At 53.8% G+C, this 17,206-nt stretch carries 16 protein-coding genes; 4 read left to right on the top strand and 12 right to left on the bottom strand.

The features are described 5' to 3' along the window. Nucleotides 1-10 precede the first annotated feature (10 nt). Together ugpC and Q1A43_RS13085 are read right to left on the bottom strand one after the other, a co-directional pair. Nucleotides 11-1,111: a sn-glycerol-3-phosphate ABC transporter ATP-binding protein UgpC gene (gene ugpC / locus Q1A43_RS13080; RefSeq protein WP_299926326.1), complete on the bottom strand. Its 1,101-nt coding sequence runs from the start codon at nt 1,109-1,111 to the stop codon at nt 11-13. Next, complete coding sequence (locus Q1A43_RS13085; protein ID WP_299926323.1) at nt 1,099-1,944, bottom strand: GntR family transcriptional regulator; 846 nt, start codon at nt 1,942-1,944, stop codon at nt 1,099-1,101. The genes ugpC and Q1A43_RS13085 overlap by 13 nt, the downstream gene beginning before the upstream one ends. A gap of 342 nt (nt 1,945-2,286) precedes the next feature. On the opposite strand from Q1A43_RS13085, the gene Q1A43_RS13090 reads away from it, so the two are divergent. Beyond that, the gene (locus Q1A43_RS13090) at nt 2,287-2,634 is read left to right on the top strand and encodes a cupin domain-containing protein (protein WP_299926321.1); all 348 of its coding nucleotides are present in this window, start codon (nt 2,287-2,289) and stop codon (nt 2,632-2,634) included. Here Q1A43_RS13090 and Q1A43_RS13095 read toward each other — a convergent pair. The 5 genes from Q1A43_RS13095 to Q1A43_RS13115 all read right to left on the bottom strand — a co-directional run bounded on the left by Q1A43_RS13095 (nt 2,631) and on the right by Q1A43_RS13115 (nt 6,994). Continuing rightward, nucleotides 2,631-3,308 carry a FadR/GntR family transcriptional regulator gene (locus tag Q1A43_RS13095; RefSeq protein WP_299926318.1) on the bottom strand — a complete coding sequence of 226 codons (678 nt, stop codon included), beginning with the start codon at nt 3,306-3,308 and terminating at the stop codon, nt 2,631-2,633. The genes Q1A43_RS13090 and Q1A43_RS13095 overlap by 4 nt on opposite strands. 53 nt (nt 3,309-3,361) lie before the next feature. Next, complete coding sequence (locus Q1A43_RS13100) at nt 3,362-4,069, bottom strand: ribonuclease activity regulator RraA (protein WP_299926360.1); 708 nt, start codon at nt 4,067-4,069, stop codon at nt 3,362-3,364. A gap of 111 nt (nt 4,070-4,180) precedes the next feature. After that, on the bottom strand, nt 4,181-5,461 hold the full coding sequence (locus Q1A43_RS13105) for a TRAP transporter large permease (RefSeq protein ID WP_299926315.1): 1,281 nt from the start codon (nt 5,459-5,461) through the stop codon (nt 4,181-4,183). A gap of 2 nt (nt 5,462-5,463) precedes the next feature. After that, nucleotides 5,464-5,994 carry a TRAP transporter small permease gene (locus Q1A43_RS13110; RefSeq protein WP_299926286.1) on the bottom strand — a complete coding sequence of 177 codons (531 nt, stop codon included), beginning with the start codon at nt 5,992-5,994 and terminating at the stop codon, nt 5,464-5,466. Nucleotides 5,995-6,061: 67 nt separating this feature from the next. Next, nucleotides 6,062-6,994, bottom strand: a complete 933-nt coding sequence (locus tag Q1A43_RS13115; RefSeq protein WP_299926357.1) for a TRAP transporter substrate-binding protein — start codon at nt 6,992-6,994, stop codon at nt 6,062-6,064. A gap of 552 nt (nt 6,995-7,546) precedes the next feature. Here Q1A43_RS13115 and opgC point away from each other — a divergent pair. Both opgC and Q1A43_RS13125 read left to right on the top strand, forming a co-directional pair. Continuing rightward, nucleotides 7,547-8,668 carry an OpgC domain-containing protein gene (opgC, locus tag Q1A43_RS13120; protein ID WP_299935823.1) on the top strand — a complete coding sequence of 374 codons (1,122 nt, stop codon included), beginning with the start codon at nt 7,547-7,549 and terminating at the stop codon, nt 8,666-8,668. A 457-nt stretch (nt 8,669-9,125) separates the two neighbouring features. Further along, entirely contained in the window at nt 9,126-9,776 is a 651-nt protein-coding gene (locus Q1A43_RS13125) for a GntR family transcriptional regulator (RefSeq protein ID WP_299926280.1), read from the top strand. Between the two features lie 102 nt (nt 9,777-9,878). Here Q1A43_RS13125 and Q1A43_RS13130 read toward each other — a convergent pair whose 3' ends face one another. From Q1A43_RS13130 to Q1A43_RS13150, 5 genes are all read right to left on the bottom strand, one after another. Continuing rightward, complete coding sequence (locus tag Q1A43_RS13130; protein ID WP_299935825.1) at nt 9,879-10,871, bottom strand: ABC transporter permease; 993 nt, start codon at nt 10,869-10,871, stop codon at nt 9,879-9,881. Nucleotides 10,872-10,873: 2 nt separating this feature from the next. After that, nucleotides 10,874-11,821 (bottom strand): ABC transporter permease, encoded by a 948-nt coding sequence (locus tag Q1A43_RS13135; RefSeq protein ID WP_299926274.1) that lies wholly within the window; start codon nt 11,819-11,821, stop codon nt 10,874-10,876. Next, nucleotides 11,818-13,344, bottom strand: a complete 1,527-nt coding sequence (locus Q1A43_RS13140) for a sugar ABC transporter ATP-binding protein (protein WP_299926271.1) — start codon at nt 13,342-13,344, stop codon at nt 11,818-11,820. Before Q1A43_RS13140 ends, Q1A43_RS13135 begins: the two co-directional genes overlap by 4 nt. 78 nt (nt 13,345-13,422) lie before the next feature. Then, a complete protein-coding gene (locus Q1A43_RS13145) occupies nt 13,423-14,397 on the bottom strand; it encodes an ABC transporter substrate-binding protein (RefSeq protein WP_299926268.1) in 975 nt (324 codons plus the stop codon). Between the two features lie 55 nt (nt 14,398-14,452). Next, a complete protein-coding gene (locus Q1A43_RS13150) occupies nt 14,453-15,922 on the bottom strand; it encodes an aldehyde dehydrogenase family protein (protein ID WP_299935828.1) in 1,470 nt (489 codons plus the stop codon). 162 nt (nt 15,923-16,084) lie between these two features. On the opposite strand from Q1A43_RS13150, the gene Q1A43_RS13155 reads away from it, so the two are divergent. After that, nucleotides 16,085-17,191 (top strand): LacI family DNA-binding transcriptional regulator, encoded by a 1,107-nt coding sequence (locus tag Q1A43_RS13155; RefSeq protein ID WP_299935831.1) that lies wholly within the window; start codon nt 16,085-16,087, stop codon nt 17,189-17,191. The last annotated feature ends 15 nt before the right edge of the window (nt 17,192-17,206 follow it).

The following is a 17,206-nucleotide window of genomic DNA, read 5'->3' on the forward strand; positions in this document are numbered from 1 at the left end:
TCGCCCTCCCTTAACCTTGGGTGGGATGGGCAAAGACATCCCCCGTTTCAGCGTCGAAAACTTTGATTTTCTCGGCGTTGATATAGACCTTGTCCACGTCATAAAGGTGGTCAATATCCCCGTGGGTCTCGGTCTTGATCACAAATGGCGTGTCGCCCACATGGGTGTGTAACAACGCCTCGGAGCCCAGCGTTTCCACCAAATCCAAGTCCAATGGAATGGCGCTTGCCCCGTCAACTGGGGTGATCAGAGCGTGCTCGGGTCGAATGCCGACAACCACTTTGCGCCCGGCCTGACCTTGCAACTGGGGCAGTTTAGGAAGCTTAACTTTGGTCTCACCAAGCGTCGCAAATGGTGCGTCATCGCCGCCTTCGACCACTGCCGTCAGCTGGTTCATCGGCGGAGAACCGATAAAGCCCGCGACAAAGGTATTCACAGGATTGTTGAACAAATCCATCGGGCGGCCGATTTGTTCGATCCGACCGTCACGCATAACAACAATCCGGTCCGCCAGTGTCATGGCTTCGACCTGATCGTGCGTCACGTAAATGCTGGTCACGCCCAAACGCTTGTGCAGGCGCTTGATCTCGGCGCGCATCTGGGTACGCAGCTTGGCGTCCAAGTTGGACAGAGGCTCGTCAAACAGAAAGACTTCGGGGTGACGAACGATGGCGCGCCCCATTGCAACGCGTTGACGTTGACCACCAGAGAGGTCCGCCGGCCGACGATCAAGGTAATCCGTCAGCCCAAGAATCTCTGCCACTTCAGACACCGATTTGGCGATCTCAGGCTTTTTGACTTTGCGAATCCGCAGACCAAAAGCGATGTTTTCAGCAACATTTAGATGCGGGTATAGCGCGTAGTTTTGGAACACCATGGCCACATCGCGATCCTTTGGCGCGACATTGTTCACGTGTCGGTCCGCGATAGTTAGATTCCCATCCGAGATCTCCTCGAGCCCGGCAATCATACGCAACGTTGTCGACTTCCCGCAGCCGGATGGGCCGACGAGCACAACAAATTCTTGCGGTTCGATCTGTAGATCGATGCCATGCACAACCTGCGCGGCTCCGTAGCGTTTGACAATCTTGTCTAGGACTACACCCGACATGTTTCCTCCACTTTCACTGCCGCGGCTTTGACGGCTCTTGAGCGACGCGCGCGTGTTGGTAAATGCGCCGTCTCATTAAGTTTCTCGATGAATTCCAAAATACCGGGCTGCTCTTCGAGGATGCGAAGCTTGCCCTCTAGTGATCCAATATGCGAAACGAGTTCCGCCTGAGCCGCATCGGGATCCCCTGCCAAAACCGCAACCACGATAGACTTGTGATCGGCAATGGCTTGCTTGGAGCGCCCTAGGTTTTGCATGCCAAGCAAATGACGAATACGAAACACGTCCACCTGAGACCGCTCGATCGCCCCCCAAACACCGGCAACACCGGCCATCTCGACGAACAACTTGTGAAGACCGACATCGGCTTTGAAATAGGCCGGATAGTCACCAGAGCGACATGCGCGCTCTTGCTCAGTGATCATCATCATCAGTTGCGTTGCAAAACTATCCCGGTCCGGATTTTGCGCCGCCAAGCGGATGGCGGAAGCTTCCAAAGACAGCCGAACGAAACAGGCTTCTTTGTAGCGAGCAAGGTCGATTGGCATTACATAGGTGCCGCTCTTGGGAACAATTTTAACAAGTCTGGCGACTTCTAATCGGATAAGCGCCTCTCGGACCGGTGTCTTTGAAGCGCTAAATGCTTCTGCAATTTCCTGCTCTGACAAAAGCTGCCCCGGATGCAGGTCCAGCGACACGATCAAGCCGCGTAAAACCTCATAAAACTGCGTGGATAAAGGCCCAGCACCACTTAGCTGGCACGAATGCAAGGAATCAGCGACACTGCGCTGCTGCGCAAATCGTGCCTCTATCTCCTCCACAGTGCTGACCATCACACCCCTCCCAAGGCGATTGATGCAGTAACTGATATATCAGAAGCCAAATTCTTACAATACAAATTTTTACAAATGAGGAAGGTCTCGACGATCCATATTATTTATTTATTATCAGTAGATTATGGGAATCCTCCTTCGTTGAGATGGGCGTGTGCCATTATCCTCAACCACAAAACGATCCAAAAAATAACAAGTAAAGATAGAGATTCGCAAACCAATGCGATCATGAGAGACAATTTTGGAGACCAGAAAGCGGTGAACCGTTGACTGATTGGGTCGTGACCCTTATTCAATATTACAAATAAATACAAATCCTGCACCTAACCAAGGGAACTTGCCATGATCATTCAGTCCGACAGCCCAGACGCATGGATGGAAGCTGCACCCGGCTCTCAGCGCCGCATCCTATGCCACAACAAAGACATCATGATGGTGGAGTTTCGGTTTGAAACCGGAACCAAAGCACCCCTTCACAATCATCCACATACGCAGACAACCTATGTCGATTCTGGTCGGTTTGAATTTACCGTAGGCGACGAAACTAAGATTTTGGAACCCGGCGACGGAATGGTCATCCCATCCAATGTCATGCACGGCTGTGTTTGCCTCGAAGCTGGCTCGCTCAAAGACGCCTTTGCCCCACGGCGTGACGATTTCCTCGAAGCGCACGGTATTCCGGTCGATTAATTGCCTATCGGGCCTTCGAAAACACGGTTGCGGGCGTTTTCAACATGCGCCCGCATCGCCAAACGAGATGCCTCTGGATCGCGCTTTTCAATCGCGTTGAAAATGGCGTGGTGTTCTTCTTGAACCAATTCCAAACGATCCTGCGGCTTGGTAAGCGACAGGTTCCGCGTCAGATTCATACCGGTCAGAATGTTGCTTTTCATCGACGTACGTGCGGCCAGGAAATACTGATTGTCAGACGCCGAACAGACCGCGACATGGAAATCCTCGTCCTCATCAACGCCAAGACGCCCTTCGAGAACACAACGGTCAAGCTCGGCCAGAGTGGCGCGCAAACGTTCCATATCAGATTCTGAACGACGCAATGCCGCCAAATAGGCCGCTTCACTTTCGATTGCGGCCCGAAACTCAAACGTTCGCTGAATATCGGCGATAGACCCAACCGGGGCAAAATCCAAAACTGCGTTTTCGGGACGCCGTTGGACAAATGAGCCAGAGCCCTGACGTGATACGATGACACCGTCTTCGCGAAGTTGCTTTAACGCCTGACGCAGAACCGGACGGGACACTTCAAGTTGTTCGCTAAGCGCATGTTCGGTCGGGAGTTTCGCCCCCACCGCGATCTCACCGCTGGCGATCATACTCAGAACGCTTTCATAGACACGATCAGACAAAGTGCGATCCCGCACTGGCCTGTCTGCACTTGCCGCCTTACTCCCCGAGGCTGCTATCTGCCGTTTTGGTGTCTCCACGATGCGAACTTTTCTTTCGTTTTTGGGTCGGTTGGCGGGTACAATCCAAACGTAGATGCACCGCTTTTGACCATTTCCATAACAAAGTCTTCAAAGACTGTCATTTCGATTGCTTCATTCGCCACATCTTCTGCCAAATGGGCAGGCACACATACCACACCTTCGTTGTCCCCCACGATGATATCACCGGGGAAAACCGCCACGCCGCCACAGGCGATTGGGTCGTTGACCGCCACCGCGTGGTGCTTGGTTAGATTGGTCGGCGCGCTGGGGCGGCTGTGATATGCGGCCATATCCAGCTGGGCAATTTCTGGTGTGTCGCGGAATCCGCCATCGGTTACAACCCCTTGGCACCCGCGCTGTTGTAACCGCGTCGCGAGAATGCAGCCGGCGGAGGCAGCCGTTGCATCTTGCCGCGCGTCGATCACGAACACCGCCCCTTCGGGGCACTCCTCAACGCCTTTGCGCTGGGGGTTCTCGCGATCTTCAAACGAGTCCAACCCATCAAGGTCCTCACGGGCAGGGATGTAGCGCAGAGTGTAAGCCGGGCCGACCATATTCGGCCCGGGCCTAAGGCGTTGCGGCCCTTGCAAAAAGATGTTGCGCAATCCACGCGCAAACAACGCCGTTGTAAGGGTGGCTGTGCTCACCTGCATCAACTTGTCCCGCAACGTGTCCGACATTCCAGCGTCATGATCGAAGGTTTCACGAAAAGTCACAGCTCTCTCCCTTAGTATTTCAGTCGCAGTCGCTGCACGCCGGATTTATTAAAAAGCGGCGTGCACATAGAACCCTCATTCAAACATTGATGGCAGCCAGAGCGACACAGCAGGCACATAAGTGATCAAGATCAACGCCGCGAGGATGGCCAGATAGAACGGCCAGATCGATTTGAGCGTTTCTTCGATCTTGATCTTACCAACGGCGCAACCCACGAACAGGCAGGTTCCAACCGGCGGCGTACATAGACCAAGCCCAAGATTGACAAGCATCATAATGCCGAACTGGATCGGATCCATGCCCAAATCTTTGGCGATCGGTAGGAAGATTGGCGTACAAATCAGGATCAGCGCCGCCATGTCCATGATCATGCCAAGAACCAGCAACATCATGTTGATCATCAGAAGCACAACGATCTTTTCTTCCGAGATGCCGAGCATAAAGCTGCTTAGTTTTGTTGGGACTTGGTACAGCGCCAGAAGGTAGGCAAAGGAGCTGGCGAAACCAATGAGAACCATCACCATCGCCGTGGTTTTCACAGCCGACATGACCGAAATCTTGAAGCTTTCCCAATCGAGGCTTCGATAGACAAAGGCGGTCAAAAGCAGGGCGTAGATCGCGCCGAAGGCACCGGATTCAGTCACCGTAAAGACACCAGACAGAACACCGCCTACAATGATCACAGCGGTGATCAAGCCGGGGATCGCGGCGACCGAGGCGACCCAAACGGCTTTCCAACCGGGGAACGGCTCAGACGGGTAATTGTGTTTGATCGCAATGAAATAGGCGGCAACCGCAAGACAGATACACATCAACATACCCGGGATCACACCAGCCAAGAACAGCTTGGAGATCGAGATGCCGCCACCGGCCGCAACGGCAAAGATGATCATGTTGTGGCTGGGCGGAATGACGATCCCAGCGATCGAAGAGGTCACGGTCACGTTGACCGCGTAATCGGCTTTGTAACCGCGCTCTTTCATCACTGGAATGAGGATCGAACCAAGCGCCGAGATATCTGCAACTGCGGACCCCGAGATGCCGCCGAACAGCATGGATGAGAAGATATTGACCGAAGCCAGACCACCACGAATGTGCCCGACCAAAGCCGAGGCAAAGCGCACCAGACGGATGGCGATACCGCCATGCAACATCAGCTCGCCGGCAAAGACGAAGAACGGGATCGCAAGCAGTGAGAATACTGAAATACCTGAAATCGACCGTTGGAAGGTGATCAGAAGCGGGAAACCTTCGTACCAGAAGGCGGAGGCCGCCGCGATGCCCATTGCGAATGCCACGGGGACACCCAGCACGACACAGCCAGCAAACATGCCAAGAAGAATAGCCAAGCCCATGCTTAGGTTACCTCATCAGTTTCAAAGGGTTTGCCTGTGATCAGGCAATGACACCGGAACGCCGCGCGGGTTCCGGCAAAAACGAACACCAAACCACCGCACAACAGGGCGGACAAGGTGCGAAAGCTTTCGGGGATGTTCAGCATTGGCAACATGGTGTCCCAGCCGAACTGAAACAGCTCAAGACTGGCAATCGCCATGACAAAGCCAAAGAGGGCAAGCATCGCATCGGTCAAAACCATGATCGCCTGACGCAGGCGTTCGGGGAGCATGTCACGAAATAGGGTTACGCCCAGATGGGTGTTTTCATGCACCCCGGCCGCAGCCCCCAGATAGGCAATGTAGCACACCAGCAAAAGCGCCAGTTGCTCAACCCAAGTTGGTGTGACGTTCAACACGTAGCGACCAAAAACCAACCAGCCAAATGTTGCGACCAACACAACCAAGGCACAGGATGCAAGCAGAATGCAAAGCCCGCTTAACCTGTCCAACCACTGTCGGATTTGTTCCGCAAATGTTGTTTCCTGTTCCACCAACGATCCCCCCAAAGTCGAAAAAAACGCCCCACGAACACCGCGGGGCGTTTAAAGAGTGTACTGATTAGTCGGCGTTACGGAATAGGTTAACCAGATCAGTCATGTCGGGGTTAGCCGCCAGATACTGTTCGTAAACCGGAGCCATCGCTGCCTGGAAGGCGGATTTGTCTTCGATCGAGTTAACCTCTACGCCGCCGTCCTGAACGATTTTCATCGAGGCGGCTTCACGTTCCTGCCAGAGCTGACGCTGCAAGTCGGTCGACGCTTTACCAGCGGCACGAACGATGTCTTGCTGCTCAGGTGTCAGGGCGTCAAACGTCTTTTTACTCATGCACAGGCACTCGGGAATGATGAGGTGCTCAGACAAGGAGTAATACTTGGCAACTTCAAAGTGGCTGGTTGACTCGTAGCTAGGCGGGTTGTTTTCCGCACCATCAACAACGCCGGTTTTCAGCGACTGATACACTTCGGCAAAGGCCATTGGTGTGGCGTTGCCGCCCATGGCTTCGATCATGCCAACGAAAAGATCGTTGTTCATGACGCGCACTTTCATGCCAGCCACATCATCAGGAGTGTTGATCGGCTTGGTGCCGTTATAGAACGAACGCGCGCCAGCGTCGTAGTAACCTAAAGCAACGATGCCTTTGGCTTCGAGGCCTGCGGAAACGGCTGCACCTGCTTCACCGTCCATCAGCTCATACATCTGAGGAACAGATTTGAAGATGAAGGGCAGGGAAACAACGTTGGTTTCAGGCACGGCCTGACCCATCGGCCCTAGGCTGAAGACACCGAAATCGATGATGCCAAGGCGCACCTGCTCGATTGCATCAGGCTGCGAGCCCAGAACACCGGCGTGGAAGGTTTTACCTTTGATCGCGCCGTCGGTCTTTTCGGTAACTTCCGCCATGAAGGCTTCCATGCCGTGCGATACGGGATAATCTTCTACGTGGATGTTCCAACCGCGCCAGTCTTTGGCTTCGGCGGCAAGGGCGGACATTGTCAGCGCGACAGCAGTCAGCGCACCAAATCCAGCAAACTTGTTCAAAGTCATTATCACTCCTCCTCAGGATAATATTTCTGAGGATAGGGGTACTTGAATTACAAATATTTACAACTATTTTTTCAACATGGATCACCTGCGCCCCGCACCGCCACACCGCCAGGAACCGACATCCATCTGTAAATTAACAAAAAATTAACAACGACCTGGCCCCTACCTCCGGTGGGCGCTTTCTTGTGGCAGCACCCAACTCCTAATCTCAAGTTTGTAAAATCTCCAAAATTTACAACCCTACCGCCCCTAGCCCAACCGTTTCACGTTCACCGATTCGCCTCTCTATGGTGATTCGGTTTCCCGCAGCCGAATCTGGCGTTCGGGAACATAGAGCTTGATAAAATGTAATTTCGACATAAGATTGAACGGTTTTTATAAATTCCTCAATTGGTTGAATCTTTCCTGCGATTTTGAGCCCCTAGACGTCAAATCACACCTGACGATCAGGCTTTGGGTCGACGTACGCAAAGTACAAATCGTTTAGGAGTAAAACTATTGCGATTAGACTTACTCGACGGCATTCGCGGTCATTTGCTGATTATGATGATGCTTGCCCATTTGTCTTGGCAACCGGGCATGGACGCCCTTGGGCTAGTTCACCACGCACGGATCATCGGCTTATTCGATGCAGAGTTTCTGATCTTTGTTTCCGGGTTGCTGATCGGGATATTGACGGTTCGCAAGTTCAAAACGTCGGAAAACCTGCACCGCTTTCTTGGCCAGCGCCTAAAAAAGATCTACGGCTACTATATCCTATCAGCCCTGCCATTTCTTGCCTTGAGCACCTTGAAGGCCGTCGAAGAACAGTCCCTCTTTCACGACGTGCCTTGGGCGATTTTTCAGGTCTTTACGATCCAGAATGGCGGGGGCTACTCTGACATTCTCCCTATCTACCTCTACTGTTTCGTCCTGCTACTCGTTGGGTCACTCACGTTGGCACGGTTTGGGTCGCTCGCATTGCTCGCAGCCTCATTTTCGATCTACGCCCTGAGCTTGCCGAATTTCTCATATGGATTCTTTGGCTTAGGTGATGCGTTCATGGCGTTTGACGTCGCCGCATGGCAATTTCTGTTCTTCGTCGCGTACTTTCTGGGTCTGCACCATCAACGCATTTACGACACCCTAACCGGCCTAAGCACACCCGGCTTTTTCGCCTTACTCGCCACAACTGGGGCATTGCTATTGTGGCAACGAAGCGGCGTGACCTATCATGACGTTTTCGCAAGACCACCCGGCCTTCCGGACAATTGGCCACGTATGCATCTTCACCCGACACATTTAATTCGAACCCTCATCGTATGCGGTTTCTTCGCCGTCTTGATGATACGCAAACACAGACTGACATCTTTCGCGACACGTTCTGTTGACTGGTATTTCAACCTCAAACTGGTGCGATACACCGGCATTTTTTCAATCCAGATGTTCGTGCTACACGTCTACCTAATGGCAGTCTTTCAATATGCGGGCGAAGATATGTCACATTCGAGCAGAATTGCTTTTGCACTTTTTCTTATGGGTGTGTTTTTGGTTTCACCCTTTGCGTTTCTGAAACAAAAGTCCCTGCTGCAAAGCGTTCAACCGCTCTGGCTTAGGGCCAAAACTCGGTTTGGATACTAGGCCTCGAGTGCTTGCGTTTCGTTGTTAAAGGGAATGCAGCAAGCCGATAACACGAAGGGGAGTGGGACAAACGTCGATGCAAACGCCGCAACGGAATTGGAGCCTTGCCCGGCCTATCCGGATAGACGTCATCCCGCGCTCCGGGCCCTGACCCACAGCAGCCGAGACCGTAAACCCAAGCGATCCAGGTTTCCACACCCGCACAAGGCCTACCCAATTTTCGAGGCATTGTTCGGGGATGGCGTGATCAGCTAAAACGAAATTTGCTTTCCATACTCACCCTACCCCGCCAAGAGTTTTTATATATTAAAAGAGGGCCTTGGGAGATTTTTATGGGAAATTTCGGCAAGCACTACACCCTAAAAATCCAAAAAATATCTTATTTCGCTCAGATCAAATATAGTTCCAGTGGTCTAAACTTGCTAGAAAGTCAGAGATTTTGAACGGGAGCTGCAATGTGGCGAAAATTTCTAGTGGCAGCGTCTCCATTTACGAGCGATTGCTCGCCGATATTGGCGCAGGGGTTTTCCCCGGAGGTACACGCCTTAAGGTGCAAGACTTAGCCACGCGGTACGGGACATCAATTATCCCGGTCCGAGAAGCATTGCGCCTTTTACAGGGTGAAGGCATCGTAGATATCGCTCAGAACAAAGGTGCTACTGTCTCTAGCTTTGACGCGGATTCACTGCGCGATATTTTTGAAGTATTGCAGTTGATGGAACCCTACTTTGTCGAAACATTTGCCCGTAGCTGTACGCTCGATGACATCGAGGCCTTGCAAGCGATTCAAGACCAAATCGAGGACACCCCTGTTGAAAACAAGCAGAAGTTCACGAGTCTAGACCTTACGTTTCATGAGGTAATCGCGCGCAAGCACTATAACGCAAGAGCCTTCAACATATGGCAGCTACAACGACGTATTTTGAATGCGTTGGCGATGAGCGTTCCGATATCAAGAGCCCGCCATGCTGACATTCTGCGCGAACACCGTGAATTGATTACCGCCTTTCGGGAAAATGACAAAGACGGTGCGCTTGCTTGTATTGAACGGCATGTTCGCGGGGCCGGTGATCAAATGTACTTGCAGCTAAAAACCAATCGCACCTAGCAGGTTTCAAGAACGTACGTGCAATTTTTGGAAATCTGAACGATCGGTCAGAGACACCAAAGGCCCACACATAAGCGGGCCTTTGGCTGCAGGCGTTTGGGATCAACTGGCGTTGGATTTTTCCGCTGTAATCCGCGTTTGGAACAGGATCACAACAAAGAGGAAGCCACCACGAATGACCATTTGCCAATAGGCCGATAGGCTGATCGTGCCGCGCCCATTCTCAAAGTTGAGGATGTTGAAAACCAACCCAAGCAAGAGCGCCCCGGCGATGGTGGCCGGAACCGAGCCCAAGCCGCCGGTGAGCAACGTGCCACCAACAACCACAGCCGCAATGGCCGAGAGCTCCCAACCAATGCCTTCGAGTGGCTGGCCAGCCCCAAAACCCGATGCCAGAAACAGGCCCGCCAAGCCAGCGCAGCCGCCAGAGAGCAAATAGACAAAAGCCTTGGCGCGATTGACTTTGAGACCCATCAACGTGCTGGCGTCTTCGGAACCACCGATTGCGAGGACCGTGCGCCCAAGCGAGGTTTTCTCGAGAACAATCCATAGGGCCACGGCCAGAAGCGCGACGATCAAAATGGTCCAAGGGACCGTTCCAAACGCCTTTTCCATGCCCAACTTGGTAAAGTTCGATCCCCAGTCGACACCAATCGTTTCCGCCCCGGAAATCACCAATGCCCCGCCTTTGGCCCCGAGCATCGTGGCCAGTGTGGCGATAAAGGGCGGGATGCGCATCGCAATGATAAAGAACGCATTTAGCGCGCCAAAGGCAACCCCGGCAGCAATTGCACCCGGGATCGCCACAGCAAGCCCATAGGGGCTTAGGTAGGCGGCAATCACCGAAGTAAAGGCCGCGACCGAGCCAACAGAAAGATCAATGCCGCCGGTCATGATCACGAAACACATACCAAGCGAAATGGCGATAAACATGGCGTTGTAATTCAGGAAGGAGGCAATGTTATAGGCCCCACCAAAGTTGTCATAGCGCATCACGCCGAAGACAATCAGCAGAACCAAGACAAGCCAAACAGCCGTGGTTTGCGTATTGCCGCGTATGTATTTGCGCAGATCAAATGTGTTGTCGTCCAACATGGTCATTCCTTCCGTGCTTGCTGAACGTAAACCGCCAGCACGATGATAAAGGCTTTGGCGATCAAGGCGACTTCGTCTTCGACGCCGTTGGCCAAGAGAGTGTATTTCACCAATTGGATGATGATCGCACCGAGGATGGCCCCAAAGATCGGGGCACGCCCGCCTTGCAACAAGGCCCCGCCAACGACGGCGGCGGCGATGGCGTCAAGCTCCATCAAGTTGCCATTGCGCGCCGCATCCGATGCAGAATTGATCGCGACGACGATCAAACCGGCAATACCCGACAAAAAGGCGCAAATCACATAGGCCCCAATTTTGACGGTCTTGACCGGCCCACCCGAAAGCTGCGCGGCCTTTTCATTGCCGCCCACGGCCAAAAGGTAACGGCCGAAACTTGTGCGTTTCACCACCCAGAACAGCACCACCGCGATGGCCAGCGCCAACCATCCCTGAAAGGGCAGACCCAAGACCTTGCCGGTGCCAAGATAGCTAAACGCCGGGTTTTTAAAGGTCTGCAAGTTACCGTTGGTGAGAACCTGCGCAATACCGCGCCCCGAGATAAACAGGATCAAGGTTGCGATGATCGGTTGCACGCGAAGCACGCTGATAAGCGCACCATTAAATAACCCGCACATACAGGCCACAATCAACGGAAACACAAAGGCGGCGGTCAATCCAAGCGCCGGATAGGCGGTGCCAAATTCAGATTGAAAGATCAGCGGTGCCATCGCCCCAGACAGCGCCATGATCGCCCCAACCGAAAGGTCAATGCCGCCCGTGGCGATGACCAGTGTCATGCCCATGGCGACAATCGCGATGGTTGCGACCTGAGAGATATTCACAAACAACGTCTGCAATTGCAGAAAGTTAGGCGTGAACGCGGCGTTGAACAGTAGGATCGCAATTAATGCGACCACCCCACCGTTTTGCCGCAGGGTTTGCGCGTTCATTCCGCGGCCTCCCGTTCATAGTGATGAGCAATGGCCTTGACCAAGGCGTTTTCGGTGATGCCGGGGTTTTGCAGTTCCGATACGGAATACCCGTCTTGGAGCACAACGATACGATCGGCCCCTTCGACCAATTCTTCGAATTCCGAACTGATCAGAACAACGCCAAAGCCTTTGTCGACGTAGTCGCGAATGATCGCCTGAATTTCCAATTTTGCCCCGACATCAACACCGCGTGTCGGTTCGTCCAAAATAAGCAAGTCCGGTTCCGTCGCCAGCCAGCGCGCCAAGAGCACCTTCTGCTGGTTACCCCCTGACAGTTCGCGAATGGGCTGGTCCATATCGGCGGTCTTGATGCCCAGCGATTTGATATAACCCTCAACCAGCTCCTTTTCTTGAGCACGGTCAATCTGGCCGTTTTTGGTCAACTTGGGCAAGAGTGCCAGCGTCAGGTTCTCGCGCACCGACATATCGGGCACGATGCCTTCCGCTTTGCGATCTTCGGTCAGGAAACCGATGCCCTCGTTGATGGCATCCGACGGGTTGGCCGGTGCAGACGGCGCGCCCTTAAAGGTCATTGCGCCCTTGGTCAGGGCATCGACCCCAAATATCGCGCGGGCGGCTTCGGTGCGCCCTGCCCCCAACAACCCGCCAAGCCCGACAATTTCACCGCGATGGACGGTTAGGTCGAATTCTAGCAGGCGGTTGCCGGTGGACACGCCTTTGGCTTCTAGCAGAATCTCGCCCAGTTTTGCCTGACCTCCGCCAAATTCTGTCATGCCTGCGGCTTCGATATCTTCGGGATTACGGCCCAACATGTCAGCGATCAAACCCAGTTTTGAGGTCTCGCCAATATTGCGTGTACCCACGGTTTGACCGTCACGCATGATGGTGACCCGGTCGCAAACTGCGAATAATTCATCAAGGAAATGCGAGACATAGAGCACAGAGACCCCCGCATCACGCAGCCCCCTAATAACGCCAAACAGGGTTTCAACCTCATTTGCATCAAGCGACGAGGTCGGCTCATCCATGATCACAAGCTTGGCGTCCAAAGACACGGCCCGCGCAATCGCAACAAGCTGTTGGATGGCGGTGGAATAGCTTCCCAAGGGCGCGCGCACATCAATATCAATGCCAAAACGGGACAGGATTTCGCGGGTGCGTCGATGGGCTTTGGGCCAATCGATCAAAACGCCCATGCGCTTTGGTTCATAGCCGAGGGTCACATTTTCAGTGACGCTGCGCAGCGGCACAAGATTGAGTTCTTGGTAAATCGTGGCGATGCCGGTGGCTTGGGCGTCGCGCGGACAGGTCACGGTACTGTCGTGTCCGTCAAACTGAACGGTGCCAGCATCACGGCGATAAACACCTGTCAACACCTTGATAAAGGTCGATTTTCCGGCTCCGTTTTGCCCAATCAGCCCATGAACCTCGCCGGGGGCGACCTCAAGACTTGCGGATTGTAGGGCAGGCACGCCAGAGAATGCCTTGTTGATCCCATGCATGGAAACAAGCGGCTGCATGTTGCCTCCTGTGGTTATAGCTGCCGAAAGGGGGCCGCACAGGGCGACCCCCTATTTACCGACAAAATCAGGGAGGGATTAATACGCTTCGTCGATATGATCGGCGGCGTTGTCGGCGGTAAAGATGCGGTCCTTGACTTGAACCCAAGGCTCAATTTCTTCACCGGCAGCGTAGCGCTTCATGACTTCGCAGGCCAGTGGGCCAAAGAAAGGCGAGCTTTCGACAGTCACGCCCATTTTGCCATCGATGATCGCCTGAAGCGCGTCGCGCGTTCCGTCGATCGAGACAACAAGGATGTCTTCGCCCGGTTTACGACCGGCAAGTTCCAGCGCCTGAATGGCCCCAATCGCCATTTCGTCGTTATGCGCATAAACCACGTTCACATCAGGATGCGCCTGCAACAGGGTTTCCATAACCTGACGGCCCAGATCGCGAGCAAAGTCACCGGTTTGGCTGGCGACAATTTCAAAACGGTCATCTTGGGCAATACGGTCGTCAAAACCCTTTTTGCGATCATTTGCAGGCGAAGACCCAGTTGTCCCCTCAAGCTCAACAATCACGCCTTTTTCACCTTTGAAGTTGGCGGCAAGCCAATCGGCGGCGCGCTCACCCTGATCAATGAAATCAGAGCCTAGGAAAGATACGAAATGCTCGCCCGGTTTGGCGACCGATTCGTCTACCGAGCGGTCAACGAGGAAGGTTGGAATGCCAGCGGCGCGGGCCTTCATAACGGCGGGCAAAAGTGGCTTTTCTTCGCGCGGAGGCAGGAACAAAACGTCGATGCCTTGGGCGATCATGCTGTCCACATCAGCAACCTGTTTGGCCGCTGAACCCGCCGCATCCGTCGCAATCAAATTCCAGCCGCAGCTTTCGGCGGTGTCATGAAACGATTTAGTTTCCGCAATCCGCCATGGGTTGTTGGATTCCATCTGGGCAAAGCCAACCGTGTAGCTATCTTTTTGTTCAAGCGGTGGCAAATCACTCGCCGAAGCCATGCCTGCCAAGGCAATACCAAAGGCCGCAGCGCTGGATAGCAAAATTCTACGTTTCATGTTTTTCTCCTCCAAGTGGTTTCACGACCTTCTCCTCTGGCCGCTTTTCGGGGGGTTAACCCCAATTCAAATAGGTGGTCTGTTTGCGCAGATACCCGTCAAAACCGTATTTCCCGTCCTCACCACCAAGGCCAGATTGACCCCAGCCGGTGTGAAAGGCCTGAACCTGTTCGCCATTGGCGCGGTTCAGATAAAGCTCCCCGAATTTCAACTCATGCGGGGCCCGCATCAGGCGGCGCATATCGCGAGTGAACAGATAGGCCGATAGCCCGTATTCGCTGTTATTCGCCTTGGCGATGGCTTCATCGAAGCTGTCGACACGCAGGGCAGCGACCACGGGGCCAAAAACCTCGTCCCGTATCACCGGCGATGCGTTATCAGTGACCTCAAGCACAGTTGGCGCATACCAATGGCCCTTGGCGTATTGGCCGTCATTCAATGGCCCACCTTCTAGTAGTACCTCGGCTCCGCCTTCGACGCTTTGGCGCACAATATCAGCGACTTTGTCGACTTCGACACCGCTAACTTTGGGGCCCATATCCGGGTTGGTCATGGGATCGCCAATCGTCAAAGCGGCAGAGGCCGCAGTGAATTTTTCGAGGAATTCATTGGCGATATTGCTGTGCAAGTACATGCGCTCGTTGCAGGTACAAATCTGACCGCAGTTGGTGTAGCGGGCTGTGACCGCTGCCGCGACGGCCGCATCAATATCGGCATCGTCCATCACGATAAACGGAGCTTTACCACCCAGTTCCAAGCGCAGGACCTTTAGCTGATCCGCCCCGGCGCGATAGATTTCGCGACCAGCGCGTGTGCTGCCCGTCATGGTAATTAGCCCGGTGATCGGGCTTTCAACCATGGTTTGGCCAACCGTGCGGCCACGCCCCGTGACGACGTTGAATACACCAGCAGGAAAGCCAACCTCGGCCGCTAATCGCGCCAACTCCAAACCCGAAAGAGGTGTGATTTCATGGGCCAGCAAAACAAACGTATTACCTGCGACAAGTGCTGGGCCAAGTTTGCGGGCGGCCAAAGCGGCCGGATAATTCCAAGAGGTCAAGCCAACCACAACACCATGCGGATGGCGACGTATGTAAATGTCTTCGCCCACGTTGTCCGAGGGCATGATATCGCCTTCAATCCGGCGGGCGTTTTCAGCGGCATAGCGCAAAAACATCGACACAGCCCCGATTTCACCGCGCGCCTGATCCAAGGGTTTGCCCTGTTCGGCGGTCACAAGACGCGCAAAACCGTCGGCATTTGCATCCACGGCATCCGCCAACCTCGCAACCATCCGCCCGCGCTGAACCGCTGGCAAAGCTGCCCACGACGGCTGCGCCATTTGCGCGGCTTCCAATGCATCATATGCGTCTTGTGCGGACCCTTCGGGGATCGTTGCAATAACGTCCTCCGTCGCAGGGTTTTCAACCTCGATCTCATTCGAAGCCACACCGAAACGCCATTCGCCGCCGATAAACATCGCACCCTTGATCACATCAGTATTTGGAAAGCTGGCGGCTTGCATAAGGTCCTCGGGCTGTTCGAGCAGGTAAGATGATTCCTGCAGTTAGCTAATAGACATCCGCTAATATTATTAATCTGTCAATTACTAATAACACTAATATTCCATTTGCACTGATCAGAGGTCCACGTTAATAATGGCTGACAATCAAGATGGGACAGACCGATGGTTGAGGTAAAATCGGAGAGCAAGCGCCACAAGGGCGTTGGAAAAATCTCGGGACGTCAGCGCGTTACGATGCATGACATCGCGCGGGTTGCCGGGTGCTCTCAGGCCACTGTCTCTCTGGTTTTAAACAACAATGAATCCGTGAAAATTTCGGAACAAACACGTGAGCGTGTGTTTGAGGCGGCCAAGTCGCTAGGTTATCGCCGCGCAGCGCGACCAACGCCTTCGGTTTCGGAAAAATCTAGCTTTATCAACGGGCCAATCGCCTTTGTGGTTGATAATTTGGCCGCCAGCCCGGAATCCGTTAACGCCTTTGACGGGGTGATGCAGGCGGTGAAATCCACCGGAAATTTGGTGCTTTTGGCGGAAACGCAAAACGACCCAGATCTAGAACCAAAGACTCTTCAGCACTTTTTGGATCAAGGCGTAGCAGCCATCGTTTATGCCTGTGTCTTCACCCGAGAAGTCGAGGTTCCGCAAATCCTTCAGGACTGCGATACGCCGGTTTTCCTATTGAATTGCTTTTCCGAAAACCTGCGATTCCCTGCGGTCATACCCAGTGATATTGCTGGCGGACACACCGCCACCAACGCCCTTATCAACACGGGCCACACCCGCATTGCAACCATCACCGGCGAGCCGTTTATGCAATGCGCCAGCGGGCGCACCGTTGGCTATAGAAACGCATTGGCATCCGCTGATCTCCCCTATTGCGAAGAGTTGGTGGTCGAAGGGAACTGGCTGCCCAGCTCTGGATATTCCGCCACGCAAACCCTGATGGCACTCCCCAATCCACCGACCGCGATTTTCTGCCAAAATGACCGCATGGCTGTTGGCTGCTACGAGGCGCTCAAGGAAATGGGCAAATCCATCCCCAATGATGTGTCTGTCATTGGCTATGACGATGATGAAATTGCGCGGCATATGTCACCGCCTCTGACTTCGATGAACCTTGCTAGCCGCGCCATGGGGCGTTGGGTGGTTGAACAATTGTTCCACGGGCCGATGGGTGAAAACCGCCGGCATCCGCTGACTAAACTCGAATGTGAAATGGTGGAGCGCGATTCAATAGCGCCCCCAAGAATGGCCAAACCCCCCGGATAAATTCCGGAGCAGGGA

Origin of the sequence: uncultured Pelagimonas sp. (genome assembly GCF_947498515.1) — a bacterium.
Classification (GTDB): Bacteria; Pseudomonadota; Alphaproteobacteria; order Rhodobacterales; family Rhodobacteraceae; genus Pelagimonas.